The organism is Companilactobacillus formosensis, from assembly GCF_005405305.1.
GTDB lineage: Bacteria > Bacillota > Bacilli > Lactobacillales > Lactobacillaceae > Companilactobacillus > Companilactobacillus formosensis.
The window spans coordinates 198,083-214,319 of sequence record NZ_BJDU01000002.1 but is presented as its reverse complement, the minus strand read 5'-3'; the positions used below and the strand labels follow the sequence as shown (position 1 = coordinate 214,319).

Sequence of the window (16,237 nt, the reverse complement as noted above, 5' to 3'; positions counted from 1 at the left end):
GATTTCATTTTAAAAATAGAAATCATTGTCTTTTTATTTTTCATTTTTTCTTAATTTAGATAATTCAGCTTTTGTTTCTTCTTCATCTAATAATTGATAACGCTTTGAATCAATCGTCAACAAATATTTATCGTCGAAATTGTCAAAAATCTCCTCTAAGGTCAAATCATTGCCAATTTTATTTCCTAGCAACAACTTAACTAAAGTATCAATCACATGGACAGAACTAGCCAATTCGTGGCGAATAATATCGTTAGTCATACCACGATATTTTTTCGTCATCAACCAGTGATCGTTGCTCTTTACTAATTCAAAGTTATAAATATCAACTTTCTGATCATCTTCTAATTCATGCTTGATGAGTCGTGAAATATTAGCTCTATCTTCAATCGTCATGAAATTATTGACGGAACTTATCTCATACAAATGGCCATCACGTTTTGCCTGATAAATCACTGATGGAGCCAAATAATTTTCACCATCGCTGACTACCATTACACGAACCGAAGTATTTGCTTTTAATTTCCAATTCTTTAATTCCTGAGCACTGAATTGAAAGACTCTTTTATCATCTGTCTCAATTAAATTTTTTGAAAGGTCAATAATATTTAACACGCTGTCATTTGAAATCAAGCCAAGATTCTTCATTTCCATATGTGGATCATCGATCTCTACTACTTTTCGCCGCATCGATAATGGAGCATTCCAGGGTTCACGACCAATAATAATTGGCTCTAATCCATTTTGATCGATTGACTTAGCTAATTGGAATAAAACAAACTGGCGAATCATAATATCAGTTTTTGAAGTAATAATAGGCGTTCTAACAATTATCTTCATTCGATCACTCAATTGTAATTCATTACTGATACCACTCGTCACAAAGTAATTATGATTGATAAAATCATTATTGGCTACAGAAACTGCTTGCTTATTTTTGACTACAGTTTTTGTAACAATATCTGAACTATCAAGCAATAACTTCGAATGGCCCACACCTTTAACACCCATATTGACCATATGCTCGACATTCTTGCCATCGATTTCACCTTCACGGATGATCAAACTGTTATCAATGATATTTTGTAAAGCAGTCAAATAAGGCATATTGATACCGGTAATCTCTGACAAGACAGGCTTTTCAAATTTTCTTCTCAAAGCTTCTGATAGGACGTCTAGCATCCAATTAGTAGGGTGAATGATCTTTTCAAATAACTCATCATCGTCCAATTTTCGTAATTCATTGTAACGATTGAAATTATTATTTAATTTATCATTCAATGCACCTTTGTTCAAAACTTCTTCTAAGCTAAATCCATTAACGACTATACTTGAATTAGAAGTTTTGCTAGGTCCCAAATATCGTTGGTCATTAGTCGACCATTGTGGAAAGCGTGATGTAATGTGATCCACAAAGGGTTCAGTAGCGCCGTTAAAGTAGTTTCCAGCATCCAATTGCAATTTATCAAGATGATATCCTAAACACAATTGAGCCACCGCCGTAGCCACTGGATAACTTGTCGCATATTCCAAAAACTTAGTTTCCTCACTTAAACGAGGGATAAATTCTGTAATATAAGATTCGTTAGTCGCATGATTATAAGCAAAGTGAACCGTACAAACACCAATGACATTAAAGGTTCTTGCTAATTTAATTGAAAAGTTTCTTAAACGTTGCAATTTAGAATCATTTAAAGAAATTGCTGGTGAAATCAAGTTAGAATCCAAATGATGAATACCGATCGGTTCAATATCTTCAATCGTTCCAACTAGTGAAGAATTGTCATAACGATCACGCAAAATCGTAAAAGAATATTCACTGAATCCACGAATACTACGTTCAATTTCAATTTTGGTGTCTGAAATATCTTCCATTGCCATAAAATTATCTAATTCAAACAAATTGTTAATATTAGTCCAGCCACTTGAATGCCGGTTAGAATAACGTCTTCTAGCAATGATAGGAAAACCGATTGAACGGATAAAACTGTATATCTCTTTTTCATCATCAGAAGATACAAATTTAATGACTGGTAAATTCGCATGCGTTAATTTTTTAATAAATAATTCTCGTTTAAATGTAGCCAAAGAAGCCGCAAAACTTGGGCCTAAAATTTTCGTCTCACCAATCTTGCCGTTCAAACTAGATACAATTCCTAAAGCATTTCTATCTCCGACAATTGGCAAAATTGAATCAGGATGATATTTTTGAACGTACTTTAAAACATTATCGCCAGTAACCTTTTCCACTACAGTCTTATCGTAAAAAACACCGGACGATAACAACGATGTTGGATTTTCAACAATAATAGAAAGTTTGTAACCGAGTTGATGCAAGATGTCAACGGTATCATAAAGAGCAGTCGACAAATCAACGTTTTTATCACTGCTCGTAGGTCCGATAATTAAGATTGTATGTACATCGTCTAATTCCATTGACTTCTAATTCCCTCCTGTTGCTTGACTGATTCGATCAAATCGATAAATTCATCAAATACGTAATAGCCATCAGTTGGTCCGGGAGCAGCCTCTGGTTCAAATAAAACTCCCATGATTGGCAAATACTCATGACGAATTCCTTCGATAGTACCGTCCGCAACACAAATATTAGTCACAATAAAATCAGAACTACCAATATACTTCTGATCTAACGTATAAGAATGATTATGATTAACAAAATCAATTTTGCCACTGGCCACTTCTTTCACTGCCAATGAAGATTCATGATGTGGCTGTGGTAAATGAGTTATTTGACAATCGTTAGCTAAGGCTATCAATAAACTACCTAAACCGATTCCTAAAATTGGATAATCCTTTTGCAGAATTTGAATCCGTTCGATTGTTTTGGGCAAATCTTTGGGGTCCCCAGGACCGTTGGAAAAAATAATTCCGTCTGGGTGTAGATTTTCGATTTCTTCAATCGTTGCATTATAATTTACAATAATCGAATTACAATCTCGATAAGATAACTGTCTCAAAATTGAATATTTTAAACCAAGATCGATAATAACGATTTTTAGCCCCATATTGGGATTAGGATATGATTGCCGAGTTGAGACTCTTTTGACCAAATCTGGTGGTAACACTAAGGCTTTGATTTGATCGATTGCGTGTTCATCATGCGTATCCATGATACTGGCTTTCATTTCGCCATGTTCAGCAATATGCTTTGACAAAGCTCGCACGTCAACGTTCTTAATACCAGGTATTTTCAAACTAGTAATCCACTCTTCAAATGAAATAGAGTTATTGACCGTCGACAAACTAGAGGAGCCAATTACGACTCCCTTACATTGTGAATTGATTGATTCATAAAAATCACGATTAATTCCTGAGTTACCCACAGAAGGAATTGTAAAAGCAATGATTTGACCCTCGGTATTAGGATCAGTTACGGACTGCTCAATTCCTGTACGATTATTTGATATCACTAATTGACCAGTAGTAATAATAGAAGAACCGAAACCATCTCCAGGAAAAACTGTTCCATCTTCTAAAATTAAATAACGTTTCATTCAAAGCAACTCCTCAAATGTTTATTCGATTTCGATCTTATCTTCTCCATCGATTTCCTTCATTGAAACTTTGATTTTTTCTTTTTGAGATGTTGGTATGTTCTTACCTACAAAATCAGCGCGGATTGGTAATTCGCGGTGTCCACGATCAACCAAAACGGCTAAGGAAATTTTCTTTGGACGTCCAGCACTCATCAATGCGTCCATTGCTGCACGGATAGTTCTTCCAGTGTATAGAACATCATCAGTTAAGATCACGTGCTTGTTGTTAATATCAATCCCTAAAGGTTTCGCATCTACTTTAGAAATATCCTTTTCTTCGTGAGTTTGGTCGTCACGATAAGGCGTAATATCCAGTTCAGCGACTGGAATTGAAATATTCTCTAGTTGCTTTAATCTAGATTCAATTCTATGAGCTACAAAAATTCCACGTGTTTTAATACCTACAAGAACTAAATCTTCTATTCCTTTATTTCTTTCAATAATTTCATAAGTAATACGTGTCAATGCACGGGTCATTGTTTGACCATCAATAATTTCTTTTGCCATTAATTTTCCCTACTTTCAAAAAAAAGCACCCACAAAGTGAGTGCTTTAATTTATTTATAATCGCACACAATTCTATTTTTACATTATAGCACGACGCTTTCACTGTCAATGACGTAATTGCATTAAAGTGTCCAAGAAAATCTTTGGGGGCTCAACTGAAAATTCCATCCATTTTTTAGTTCTTGGATGAACGAAGCCTAAAGTCTTGGCATGTAAAAATTGACCATTACCTTTTAGAGTATTTTTTGGACCATACAAAGGATCTCCAGCAACGGGATGGCCGATGTATTGCATATGTACTCTGATCTGGTGCGTACGACCAGTTTCTAATTTTAATTTGAGAAGCGAATAATTTTCAAATTGTTCCAAAACAGTAAAATGAGTTACAGCATTTCGACCATTTTCGACTACCGCCTGCTTCTTGCGATCAGTCTTTGAACGGCCTAATGGAGCATTGATCTTACCTGTTTTTTCTTTAAAATTACCATGAACGATAGCTACATATTCACGAAGATTACTCTTTTCCTTGAGCTGTTTCATCAATGATTGCTTAGCTAAATTATTTTTCGCTATCATCAATAAACCTGAAGTATCTTTATCGATTCGATGAACGATACCTGGTCTGATCATATCATCATCGTTGATTTGACAATGATACAAAATTGCATTGACCAAAGTTTTATCGGGATGTCCAGCAGCGGGATGTACGACCATTCCTTGGGGTTTATTGACTACTAAAACATCATCATCCTCGTAAACGACATCGATAGGAATATTTTCTGGAATCGCTTCGATTGGTTCTTCTTCTGGAACATTGACCAAAATTTTATCACCATTTGTCAATTTAAAGCCGTTTTTTGATACTGCTTGTCCATTGACGGTAATATTTTGGTCTTTGATAAATTTTTGAATTTGCGAGCGCGTTAATTCAGAAATTTCATCATTAATAAAGGCATCTAAACGGCCCTTTTTTGTTTCATTGTATTCTAAGTTAAAAGACTTACTTATTATTTTTCTCACCTGCTAGTTGAATAATCAAGGAACCAATAATTAAAATCACTCCAATAGTGATATAAGTATCGGCTAGATTAAAGATTGGAAAGTTGATAAAGTCCAAGTTAAACATATCGACAACAAAGTGTCTGGTAAAACGATCAATAGCATTACCAACTGTGCCCGCTAATAAGAATATCAGAGAAAAGCGATAAAGATAATCTTTTTTATCAGCTTTAATAAATAAATATGCTAAAACGACTACAGCAATGATAGTTACCAAGTAAAAGAACATCATTTTACCTTCTAACATACTCCACGCAGCCCCAGTGTTAGTAATATGAGTAATTGATAGTAACCCGGGAATGAAGTCATGTACACTCATAGGAGCAATGTTTAGCGTTACATAGGATTTAAGAGCTTGATCACCAACCACTAATACTGCAAACAGTAGCCAATAAACTAACTGCACTAGAACAAGCCCCCGATGGTACCTTCATTATCAACATCCATGTTCAAAGCCGCTGGTTTCTTAGGAAGTCCTGGCATGGTCATTACGTTACCAGTCAAAACAACCACGAATCCGGCACCTAATTTTGGAATAATGTCAGTTACATGAAGCGTAAAGTCTCTTGGTGAGCCGAGTCTCTTAGGATCATCACTGAGTGAATATTGAGTTTTAGCGATACATACTGGAAGATCATCCCAAGCATTATCTTTTAGTACTTGTAGTTGGTTACGAGCTTTTTTGGTGTATTCAACATTGTTAGCACCGTAAACTTCTGAAGCAATCGTTGCAATTTTAGCTTCTGTTGTTTCTTCATCTTCATACAAACGAGTATAATTGGCAGCTTTTTCAGTAGCTTTAACGACTGCTTTTGCTAAGGCTTGACCACCTTTACTACCGTTATGATGAATTTCAGCCAATTGCACGTCGACGCCTACTTCGTCACACAAACTAGTCAAAAGCTTGATCTCGTTGTCAGTGTCAGTCGCAAACTTATTGATAGCAACAACCACTGGAATATGATAATAACGCATATTATGAATATGACGTTTCAAGTTCTTGAAGCCAAGATTTAAAGCATTCAAGTCTTCGTTTTGAATATCAGCTAATTTTTGACCACCGTTGTACTTCAAAGCACGAACTGTAGCCACGATGACGATAGCATTTGGTGCGTGATTCAATCTTGGTGTTACAATATCCAAGAATTTCTCACCACCAAGATCAGCTCCAAATCCAGCTTCGGTAACAGCGTAGTCACCGAGTTTCATAGCTAATTTTGTAGCAAGGATACTATTGCATCCGTGAGCAATATTAGCAAAAGGTCCACCATGAATAATAGCTGGTGTATTTTCCAATGTTTGAACTAGATTTGGTTTCAAAGCATCTTTTAGAAGAACTGTGATTGCTCCTTCAACGTGCAAATCTCGGACGAAAACTGGTTTCTTATCGTAAGTATAAGCGATTAAAATACTCGAAATACGTTCTTTTAAATCATCGATATCTTGTGCCAAACACAATACTGCCATTAGTTCACTGGCAACGGTGATTTCAAAATGTTCCTCACGTGGAACTGAATTGAATGGACCACCAAGACCAACAACGATATTTCTAAGCGCACGATCATTGATGTCTAAAGCTCGCTTCCAGACGATTCTTCTAGGATCAATATTCAAGGTGTTACCTTGGTGAATATGATTATCAATCAAAGCAGCTAAAGTATTGACCGCACTAGTTAAGGCATGCATGTCGCCTGTAAAATGAAGATTAATATCTTCCATTGGCACTACTTGAGCATATCCACCACCAGTAGCTCCACCTTTCATTCCCATAACAGGACCCAAAGATGGTTCACGAAGTGCTAAAACAGTTTTCTTGCCTAGTGATTGTAAAGAATCAGCCAAACCAATAGCTACGGTCGACTTACCTTCTCCAGCTGGAGTAGGATTAATGGAAGTTACTAAAATCAGCTTGCCATCATCTTTTCCTTCCATAGTTTTTTTAATACTACGACCAGAAAATTTAGCCTTATAGTGACCGTATGGTTCAATATCATCTGGTGTTAAACCGACTTTTTTAGCAATTTCGTTAATATTTTTCATATTGTCATGCTCATTAATTTGAGCAATTTCGATATCACTTGGAAATGACATTGCTTTCACCTGCTTCTTTTTTGATTATATTTAAAATTCCCTTTGTAGAAATAATCTTGAATGGAAAGAAATCCCGATTACTAAAATGGAATTCCATTGTCCAATTATTGTCCGCCCTTATGTTAACATCTTCATGCTTAAATACACGTGCCTTATAGTATGGTTCTTTAATAATGACCTCGTTTTTCGAGATTCTTATCCAAGAATTGGCAATAATATAAAAAATATAAATACCATCTATGATCCAAACTATAAATGGAATAAAACTAAACGCCATGATCTCTAGTTGTAAAATAATACCTAAACAAGCTAGACTTAATGCAATGGACCACATAATCACGCCCCATGCGCCAGTTGGTTGAACAAAATGTTTCTTTGACATAATTTCTCCTGAAAGGTTCTAAATAATATGATTAAATTGTACACCGATGCCGGATTAAATACTAATTTAAATCTTGGTGTCGTTGCGTATGTAATAAAGCAAAATAACAAATTTTATAGTGAGGCGTTTGAACAAGATTTTAACGACAATCATTATCTGGAATTTTTAGCATTAAAAGTTGCTTTGAAAAAAATTATAGAAAATAATTGGAATACTGATCCTATTCAAATTCACTCAGACAGTCAAATTGTGATTGATAGTCTGAACAAAAAATACTCAAAACACTATCAACCGATATTAAATGAAATCTTAATCGAGCTGGAATCGTTTCCATTTTACTTTGCTAAACACGTCTCAGATAAGGAAAACAGTGCTGCTCACGCACAAGTTCATCAAAAAATGTTAAACATTCGTAAACATAGGTCCAAATAGTTTTTAGAAAATGGAAACTATGCTACGATTAAACCGTTTTCAATTAATATTGAGGGGGATTTCCTTATGTACTACGTTGTTATGAAAGATCGTGACATCCGCGATAATCTTGCTACTGAGCAATATTTAATGAATAACGTAAAATTTGATGAACCATTAGTCCTATTTTACATTGAAAAACCTTGTATCATTGTTGGTCGTAATCAAAACACGCTTGAAGAGATCAACAGCGATTACATCAAAGACAATAACATCACGGTTACTCGTCGTATTTCTGGTGGTGGTGCTGTCTACCAAGATTTAGGCAACCTATGCTTTAGTTTCGTTGTAGATTCCAATGACAAGAATTTTGGTGATTTCAAGTCGTTCACCCAACCAATCATTGACGCTTTACATCAAATGGGCGCTACTACCGCTGAGGTTTCTGGTCGCAACGATTTGTTAGTCGATGGCAAAAAATTCTCTGGAAATGCCATGTATTCTAGAAACGGCAAAACTTTTTCACACGGTACTTTGTCTTTGGACGTTGATTTAGATGTTTTGACTAAAGCTTTGCATGTTCAAAAAGATAAAATCGCTTCTAAAGGAATTAAATCGATCAGAAGTCGAGTAACTAACCTTCGTCCTTATTTAGCTCCTGAGTATCAAAATTTAACTACGGAACAATTCCGTGATCGCTTGCTATTAGAATTATTCCACGCTAATAGTCTTGATGAGATTAAAGATCGAGAATATATCGTAACTCCTGAAGATCAACAAGCTATTGATAAAATCAAAGAACAATACTACTACAACTGGGATTGGGTTTACGGAAAATCCCCTGCTTTCAGCGTTAAACAAAGAAAACATTTCGATATGGGAACAGTTGATATTCGCTATAATGTCGAAAACGGTGTCGTTGAAAACGTGGAAATCTACGGTGATTTCTTTGGTATGAAAGATGTTAATGATATTAAACAAAAATTATTAAATGTTAAATTTGATCGTGATGAAATTTTAAAAGTTCTCAATCAATTTAATTTGGATGATTATTTTAAGGGAATTCCTGAACAAGAATTAGGAAAGCTCTTTACTCCATAACAAAAATTGGCCTTCTCTATAACCCAAAACGAGTCGGGAAAAATAATTCTCGACTCGTTTTTTATTTTTGTTATGATTATCTTTAATAAGGGGTTAAAAGATGATTAATGAAATTGTTTTAAATGATTCAGTAAAGTTAATTGACGTTCATTCTACAAATAATTTAAACGATACCGACCGTATGAAATTGATTGAAGAATATCGACTGACTAATGAAGTTTTAGATTATGCAGATGACGAAAATGAGCGTGCCCGTTTTGAATATGACGAATTGAGTGAGACTTACTTAATTGTTTACAATATTCAAAATGAAAACGATCAAACCGATGATTTATCGCAGCGTGTCTTACCATTTTCGTTTGCTATCAAAAATCAACAACTATTTCTTTTTACGAATGATGCTACCCACTACATCAAGGACTATATAATCAATGTTAAAAACCATTTAAATCAAAAGTATCAAAAACAAATTTGGGAATTCATTTTTAATACTTTTGATCAAATTTCTAGTGATTATAGTGATCAAATTAGTGAAATAGACTTACAAAGAAATAAAATCCAATCTTTAATTCGTCGCCATCATTCATCAGAAAACCAAATTCTTGAATTATCTGATTTAGAGGATTTAACGACTTATTTAAATACAGCCATCAATGACAACTATTCTGTCGTAAAACAGCTCCAGATGGTTTCTAGTGGCAATTCGCAAGTGATTCATCTAAATAAGGTCAGCAAAGAACATTTACACGACTCTTTAGTTGAAATTGAACAAATCAAAAATCAGGTTGACCTAAGTTCTGACATCATCGATCGAATTTCTAACACTTATAATAATATTCTCAATAATAGAACAAATACGACCATGAAGATACTAACGGTTTACACCATTATTCTCAGTATCCCCACGATCGTATCGGGTTTTTACGGTATGAATATGAAATTACCTATTGCTGACCAAAAATGGTCTTGGGTATTTTCATTGATCATTACCGTAGCTATTATTCTAATTATTCTTTGGGATTTACATCGCAGAAATAGTCTTTAATGTTTAGCCCAGTATTGATAAAAATCAGTTCTAATTGAACCATTATACAATTTACGTTTTTTGGTTGCTTGTTGACCGTAATATTTTTCAAATTCAGTATCACTAGTTAAAATATATTTATTCCAAGTGGGGGCGGTCGCAAAGACTTCTCCCATTTCTTTATATAGTTTACGGACGTTTTCCATATCACTCATACGTTGACCATAAGGAGGATTAGTGATGATCGTACCGTATTCCCCTTCAATCTTTAAATCTTTAACAGCGATTTGCTTGAATTGAATATCATGCAAAACACCAGCATCATGAGCATTTAATTTTGCAATATCAATCATTGAACCATCTATATCACTAGCGAAGATATTTAAATCAACCTTTTTTTCGCCAGCTTTAGCCTCTTCTTTCAAATTGGCCAAAATTTTGGGATCAAACCAATCGAAATCTTCAAATAAGAAATGACGTTGAATACCAGGAGCAATGTTTCTTGCTAAACGAGCTGCTTCAATTGCAATAGTACCAGAACCAGTTGTTGGATCGATAAAAGGATCTTCTTCGGGATGCCAAACTGTTAGAAGAATCATCGCTGCAGCAAAGTTTTCCTTCAACGGAGCAGCACCATGTTCAACACGATAACCACGTTTATACAATGAGTCACCAGTCGTATCAAGCGTTACTTCAACCATATCTTTGTGGATCCGAGTTTCGATTTGAAATTTTGCACCAGTCTCTGGCAATCTACCACGACGCATGAAAACATCAGCCATTTTATTAACGATGGCTTTTTTAGTAATCGCTTGAATATCTCTTTCAGAATGCAATTGAGATTTAACAGTTCTCGCTTTGATTGGGAATGCTGCATTCAAAGGTAACCAGTTATCCCAGTCAATTGCGTAAACCTTGTCAAATAGCTCTTCAAATGTTACTGCTTTAAAACTATCGATCAAGATCTTGATTCTATCGGCACTGCGTAACCAAAGATTAGCTCTGGCGATATCCTCATATTCACCATCAAAATAGACTTTACCATTCTCAGTCTTTGTATCGTATCCCAAATTTTGTAATTCCTTTGCGGTTACAGATTCAAAGCCGCTTGACATAGTCGCAATTAATTTCATATTGCCCCTCTTGTTTTTTATTATTTAATTTTTTGTATAAAAAAAGGACGAACAAGTCGTCCCTCTGCCTCGATAAACTCCTATAGGCCACGTTCTGTTCATGTATTAGGTTGGCAAACCTAATACAGTTAGTAATCATCTATCTACAATTAAGCCTTCACAGTAGATTCATTTCTCGTTATGAAGCGCCCCTACCAAAGTTTGGGTTGCCCGCTTGCGGGGTTTACCTCGTTCCACCACTGCAATTTCTCACAGTAATACGTCTCTGTGGCACTTTCAAGCTATTAACACATAGTCTCACTGACCTTAGTGCTTTCGCTGCCGTTACCCGAAGGTACCTTGGCTTATTGGGCCAAGCACAAACACTGCAAACATCTCAGTTCGCGCGGGCGTGGACCTTCCTCAGCCTAGATAACTAGACCGCGATTACTCGTAATTTACCGACTTGAACAGTATACACTAAATTCAATTAAATTCAAACCCGATATTACTGATTAGTCATAAAATAATTTATCAATGCTTAAAATTGATTGAAGTTATTGTTATTATTCATATTTCCATTAAAATTGTTTTGTCCAGGATTTGGATTGTTCATTGGACGATTAGCTTGGAAATTGTTATTAGCATTAGGGTTAGGATTGTTAAAGTTATTATTCATGGGACGGTTCATTCTAGGGTTAATTTCCTGATGACCGCTCTCAACGCCGTTGTGACTCATATTATTAGGAACAACAGCCGATGCAAATTGTTTTGTATCGTTATTTTCATCTGGTAAACCATTGCTGAAGTCATGGCCGAAGACACGCTTTTCAAGATTAGAGAGACGTCTCAAAATATCATAGTTAGTTGAAGCTTCAGCAGTAGAACTCTTTGGTTGAGGTCTCATTCGATTATTTTGTGGACGTTGTTGAAAATTTGGATTAGGATTATTATTTCCAGAACCAGCATTACGTGCTTGCATTAAACGGTCGTTTTCACTCTTAAGTTGATCGATCTCATTAGCAAATGTCTCGTAATCTTTAATGATGCCATCCAAAAATTGATCAACCTCGGTTGGATCATAACCACGCATTTTAGTTTTGAATTCTTTTTGAAGAATGTCATTTGGTTGATAATTTAATGAAAGATCATTGTTGTTTGTTTGTGGATTCATTCCATTCATATTATTCATTATAAAACACCCCAGTGTTAATTATTGTCAATTTATCTTGTACTTTTAACTATCATATAACATATTAGCAAAGTCCTGCATAGAATCAAAATCAATTAATTCCAACTGATAGTCGATTCCTCGATCCTGATAAGCTTTGATGGCTTCATAATCATATTTAGGTTTGCCACCACTATCTGGATCATAAAAAATCAAAGCACCATCAGTATGCTTGAGCATGAACTCTTGCCATACTCTCAATTGTCTAGGATTATGATAACTCATATCGGAAACTTTGTTGACATAGTCAGCATTTCTTAAAAAAACATTTAACAATAGCTGATTTTTTTCATTCCATTGATTGCCAAATTCTGAAAACGGTAGCATTACTGCATGTCTAATATTATAGCCCTTTTTCTTCACTTCTTGAACGGCTTTTCCAACTATTTGTTCCGTACCTAACTGAGCTCCGGTAATGACCCATTCCATCCCATCTTCAGCATAATCGGTAATTCTTTGACTAAAAAAGTCTTGAATTACTTTGGCTTTTGGGTCATCATCTTTAAAAATACCTAACTCGTAAGAACGATAACCGGTGATCCATAAATTTTTAATCATAAAGAATCCCTCCAATAATTATTATTTTTACCATCATGGTATAATTTGCAGAGTAGGAGTTGATATTTTGAAAATAAACTACCCCGATGGGCGTGTTTTCCATAATAATCGTCCATCAAAACCTTCTTTAAATACTAGCGCCAAGAAGAAACTTATTTTTGGTGATCGTGGTATGACACTTGAAGAAGAAATTAATGAAAGCAACAAGTATTATCGTAGTCACGATATTGCTGTGATTTACAAAAAACCTACGCCAATACAAATTGTCAAGGTCGACTACCCTAAAAGAAGTAAGGCTGTCATTAGAGAAGCTTATTTCCGTCAGGCATCTACGACTGATTACAATGGCGTATACAATGGCTACTATGTTGATTTCGAAGCTAAGGAAACTAAAAATAAAAACACTTTTCCTTTAAAGAACTTTCATCAACATCAAATTGATCATCTTAGGATGTGTCAAAAACAAGGAGGTATCTGTTTTGTTATTATAAAATACGTAACTTTAAAACGCTATTTTATAATGCCAGCAGATGATCTCTTCGTTCATTGGGATGCCCAAAAGCATGATGGTGCAAAATCCATACAGCTTAAGGATATCGTTGATTGTTCAATTGAGATCAAAGCTAATTATGATCCTACTTTACCTTATATTGATGCTATACAACAATTGATAGAAAGTGGGAAGGAGAAAGAATGAAAAAGAATACCAGTATATTGACCTTCAAAAATATTCTTAAATGGTTTTTAGCCATCGTAGCCGTTTTGGCCGGAATATTTTTGTTCATCTTTGTTTACTACGCTTTTAGTGCACCGTCTATTAGTCAGGAAAATCTACAAAGTGGTGGATCTTCAACGATTGTTGATTCAACCGGTAAACAAATTGCTTCACTTGGGGATAATAAAAGAAATTATGTAACCATCGATAAAGTACCGCAGCAAATGGAAGATGCCGTAATTTCAATTGAGGATAAGAATTTTTATAACGAACCACTCGGAATTGATCCCGTAAGAATCGCTAAATCAGCTTTTAACAATGTTACTAAAGGGACACTTCAAGGTGGAAGTACGTTAACGCAACAATTAGTTAAATTGACGGTCTTCTCTACCGATACTAAAGATCAAACTTTTAAACGTAAGATGCAGGAAGCTTGGTTGGCAATGCGAGTCAGTCAAAAGTTCTCGAAACAACAAATTTTGGAATTTTACGTTAATAAAGTTTACTTGAATAATGGTATCTACGGAATTGAGACCGGGGCAAAATATTACTACGGCAAGTCATTGAAGAAACTAAGCTTGGCTCAAATGGCCATGTTGGCTGGTTTACCTAATGCTCCAAGTAATTATGATCCATATACCCACCCTACTCAGTCTAAACAACGTCGTGATTTAGTCATCCGTGCTATGTACGATAATAACAAGATCACTAAGGCACAGGCGCAAGAAGCTATCAATACACCAATTAGTGATGGTCTCTTACCTTACAAGAAAGTTTCAAATAGTAGTAATACTAAGCGAATAATTGCTGATCCATACATTAAGGAAGCAATTACAGAAGTTAAGAAAAAAGGCTTTGATCCATACCGTGATAATCTAAAAATCACTGTCAATATGGATTATGGTGCTCAAAAACGTCTTTACAATATCGTTAACTCATCTAGTTATGTTCAATTCCCTGACTCTAAGATGCAAGTCGGAGCTTCGATTGTTAACCCTAATAATGGTAAAGTCGTAGCGATGATAGGTGGTAGAAATCTAGGTAACGTTCAATTTGGACTTAATCGAGCCGTACAAACATCTCGTAGTAATGGGTCAACGATGAAACCAATCTTAGATTATGCGCCAGCTATCGAAAATCTCAATTGGTCAACTTATCATCAATTGGAAGATACTGAATATACTTACCCAGGAACTAATATTCAACTAAAAGACTGGGACGAAGAATATCAAGGCCAGATGAGTTTGAGAAAAGCTTTGGTCAATTCTAGAAACGTCCCTGCCATTAGAACTCTTTCTGCTGTAGGACTATCTAATGCAATTGATTTCGCCAAAGGTTTAGGAATCAATTCGATTAAAGAAAGCGACGGTTTGTCCGTTGGTATTGGTGGTTCAGTATCGTCACTTCAAGGAGCTTCTGCTTATGCAGCTTTCTCAAATGGTGGAACTTATTACAAACCTTACTATGTTTCAAAGATTGAAACTGCCGATGGTATGGTCCACAACTACAGCAAGTCTGGTAAACGTGCAATGAAGGCATCTACAGCATATATGATCACTGATGTTCTAAAAGGTGTTCCTTCAAGCTATGCTACTTATGCTAATATTTCCGGATTGCATCAAGCTGGTAAGACGGGTACTACTAACTACTCTTCCGATGCTATTGCCGCAAACTCATTGTTAAATGGAAAAGCCAAAGATTCCTGGTACAACGGCTATACTAAGAATTACTCAATGAGTGTTTGGACAGGTTATGATTCTGAAAATCAAAACGGGATTTCTTCAACTTATCAAAGCGTTGCAGGTAAGATTTACAAGGCCGAAATGAGTTATTTAGCTAAACAAGCTGATAGTAATCCAAACTGGAAGAAACCTAGTTCTGTTGTTTCTATGATGATTAAGAATAACGGTTCTACTACACCAACAGTTGCTTCACCTAGTTCAAGTTCATCTACTTATACTAAAGAATTATTCGTTAAAGGACATGCACCTTCTAATCCTTATAAAGATTCCGATTACACTTCAAGCAGTGCCTCAAGCTCAAGTAGTAATCAGGTAACTTCGAATAATCATTCAAGTAGTTCTTCTGAGTCTGGCGATGAAGAAAATGATACAGATACTGATGGTCGAGTAGAAATTACTGGTTCAGATGCGGATAGTAATAACAGCAGTGAATCAAACAGCAATTCAAACACAACTGATAGCACAAACAATAATACCAATAGCAATGGCAACACTACTGAAAATAATAATTCTTCAAATACTGGTAACTCCAACAATTCTAATGGTGGAACTACCGGTGGTACAACTGGTAATACTGGTGGATCTACTGATTCCAATGGTGGAACTACTGGCGGTTCAACTGGTAATACCGGTGGTACAACTAATAGTGGTGCTACGACTAACAATGGTGCAACAACTAATAGTTCTGCAGATAATAATGCACAATAAAAAAAATGGTTCAAGACAGATAACTTCTGTTTTGAACCA

Annotated in this window: 14 protein-coding genes, 1 other RNA gene and 1 pseudogene; 5 read left to right on the top strand and 11 right to left on the bottom strand. The window is 35.4% G+C overall.

All coding sequences use genetic code 11. The features are described 5' to 3' along the window. Positions 1 to 33 precede the first annotated feature (33 nt). From FFM65_RS03330 to FFM65_RS03300, 7 genes are all read right to left on the bottom strand, one after another. Positions 34 to 2,436 (bottom strand): ATP-binding protein, encoded by a 2,403-nt coding sequence (locus FFM65_RS03330; RefSeq protein WP_119317593.1) that lies wholly within the window; start codon positions 2,434 to 2,436, stop codon positions 34 to 36. Next, complete coding sequence (locus FFM65_RS03325; protein ID WP_119317594.1) at positions 2,427 to 3,515, bottom strand: carbamoyl phosphate synthase small subunit; 1,089 nt, start codon at positions 3,513 to 3,515, stop codon at positions 2,427 to 2,429. The genes FFM65_RS03330 and FFM65_RS03325 overlap by 10 nt, the downstream gene beginning before the upstream one ends. 21 nt (positions 3,516 to 3,536) lie before the next feature. Further along, the gene (gene pyrR, locus FFM65_RS03320) at positions 3,537 to 4,064 is read right to left on the bottom strand and encodes a bifunctional pyr operon transcriptional regulator/uracil phosphoribosyltransferase PyrR (RefSeq protein WP_119317595.1); all 528 of its coding nucleotides are present in this window, start codon (positions 4,062 to 4,064) and stop codon (positions 3,537 to 3,539) included. A 105-nt stretch (positions 4,065 to 4,169) separates the two neighbouring features. Continuing rightward, on the bottom strand, positions 4,170 to 5,072 hold the full coding sequence (locus tag FFM65_RS03315) for an RluA family pseudouridine synthase (protein WP_162897909.1): 903 nt from the start codon (positions 5,070 to 5,072) through the stop codon (positions 4,170 to 4,172). Beyond that, positions 5,065 to 5,529 carry a signal peptidase II gene (gene lspA, locus FFM65_RS03310; protein ID WP_119317597.1) on the bottom strand — a complete coding sequence of 155 codons (465 nt, stop codon included), beginning with the start codon at positions 5,527 to 5,529 and terminating at the stop codon, positions 5,065 to 5,067. The genes FFM65_RS03315 and lspA overlap by 8 nt, the downstream gene beginning before the upstream one ends. Next, positions 5,529 to 7,214: a formate--tetrahydrofolate ligase gene (locus FFM65_RS03305; protein WP_119317598.1), complete on the bottom strand. Its 1,686-nt coding sequence runs from the start codon at positions 7,212 to 7,214 to the stop codon at positions 5,529 to 5,531. The genes lspA and FFM65_RS03305 overlap by 1 nt, the downstream gene beginning before the upstream one ends. Then, positions 7,198 to 7,596: an EbsA family protein gene (locus FFM65_RS03300; protein WP_119317599.1), complete on the bottom strand. Its 399-nt coding sequence runs from the start codon at positions 7,594 to 7,596 to the stop codon at positions 7,198 to 7,200. Before FFM65_RS03300 ends, FFM65_RS03305 begins: the two co-directional genes overlap by 17 nt. 27 nt (positions 7,597 to 7,623) lie before the next feature. Between FFM65_RS03300 and FFM65_RS03295 the strand changes: the two genes are divergently transcribed. The 3 genes from FFM65_RS03295 to FFM65_RS03285 all read left to right on the top strand — a co-directional run bounded on the left by FFM65_RS03295 (position 7,624) and on the right by FFM65_RS03285 (position 10,153). Beyond that, the gene (locus FFM65_RS03295) at positions 7,624 to 8,028 is read left to right on the top strand and encodes a reverse transcriptase-like protein (protein ID WP_119317600.1); all 405 of its coding nucleotides are present in this window, start codon (positions 7,624 to 7,626) and stop codon (positions 8,026 to 8,028) included. A 66-nt stretch (positions 8,029 to 8,094) separates the two neighbouring features. After that, complete coding sequence (gene lplA, locus FFM65_RS03290; protein WP_119317601.1) at positions 8,095 to 9,108, top strand: lipoate--protein ligase; 1,014 nt, start codon at positions 8,095 to 8,097, stop codon at positions 9,106 to 9,108. Positions 9,109 to 9,208: 100 nt separating this feature from the next. Beyond that, a complete protein-coding gene (locus FFM65_RS03285; RefSeq protein ID WP_119317602.1) occupies positions 9,209 to 10,153 on the top strand; it encodes a magnesium transporter CorA family protein in 945 nt (314 codons plus the stop codon). Here the strand turns inward: FFM65_RS03285 and FFM65_RS03280 are convergent. The 4 genes and pseudogenes from FFM65_RS03280 to FFM65_RS03265 form a co-directional block, all read right to left on the bottom strand. Next, positions 10,150 to 11,265, bottom strand: coding sequence for a THUMP domain-containing class I SAM-dependent RNA methyltransferase (locus FFM65_RS03280; RefSeq protein WP_119317603.1), 1,116 nt, complete (start codon positions 11,263 to 11,265; stop codon positions 10,150 to 10,152). The genes FFM65_RS03285 and FFM65_RS03280 overlap by 4 nt on opposite strands. A 78-nt stretch (positions 11,266 to 11,343) precedes the next feature. Further along, positions 11,344 to 11,703: RNase P RNA component class B (gene rnpB, locus FFM65_RS03275), an RNA gene on the bottom strand. A gap of 316 nt (positions 11,704 to 12,019) precedes the next feature. After that, positions 12,020 to 12,418 (bottom strand): annotated as a pseudogene (gene gpsB / locus FFM65_RS12445) (cell division regulator GpsB); the annotation flags it as partial. 63 nt (positions 12,419 to 12,481) lie between these two features. Next, positions 12,482 to 13,033 carry an SLOG family protein gene (locus tag FFM65_RS03265; RefSeq protein ID WP_119317604.1) on the bottom strand — a complete coding sequence of 184 codons (552 nt, stop codon included), beginning with the start codon at positions 13,031 to 13,033 and terminating at the stop codon, positions 12,482 to 12,484. A gap of 67 nt (positions 13,034 to 13,100) precedes the next feature. On the opposite strand from FFM65_RS03265, the gene recU reads away from it, so the two are divergent. Together recU and FFM65_RS03255 are read left to right on the top strand one after the other, a co-directional pair. Next, positions 13,101 to 13,730: a Holliday junction resolvase RecU gene (gene recU / locus FFM65_RS03260; RefSeq protein WP_119317605.1), complete on the top strand. Its 630-nt coding sequence runs from the start codon at positions 13,101 to 13,103 to the stop codon at positions 13,728 to 13,730. Then, the gene (locus FFM65_RS03255) at positions 13,727 to 16,198 is read left to right on the top strand and encodes a transglycosylase domain-containing protein (RefSeq protein WP_119317606.1); all 2,472 of its coding nucleotides are present in this window, start codon (positions 13,727 to 13,729) and stop codon (positions 16,196 to 16,198) included. Before recU ends, FFM65_RS03255 begins: the two co-directional genes overlap by 4 nt. Positions 16,199 to 16,237: the final 39 nt, after the last annotated feature.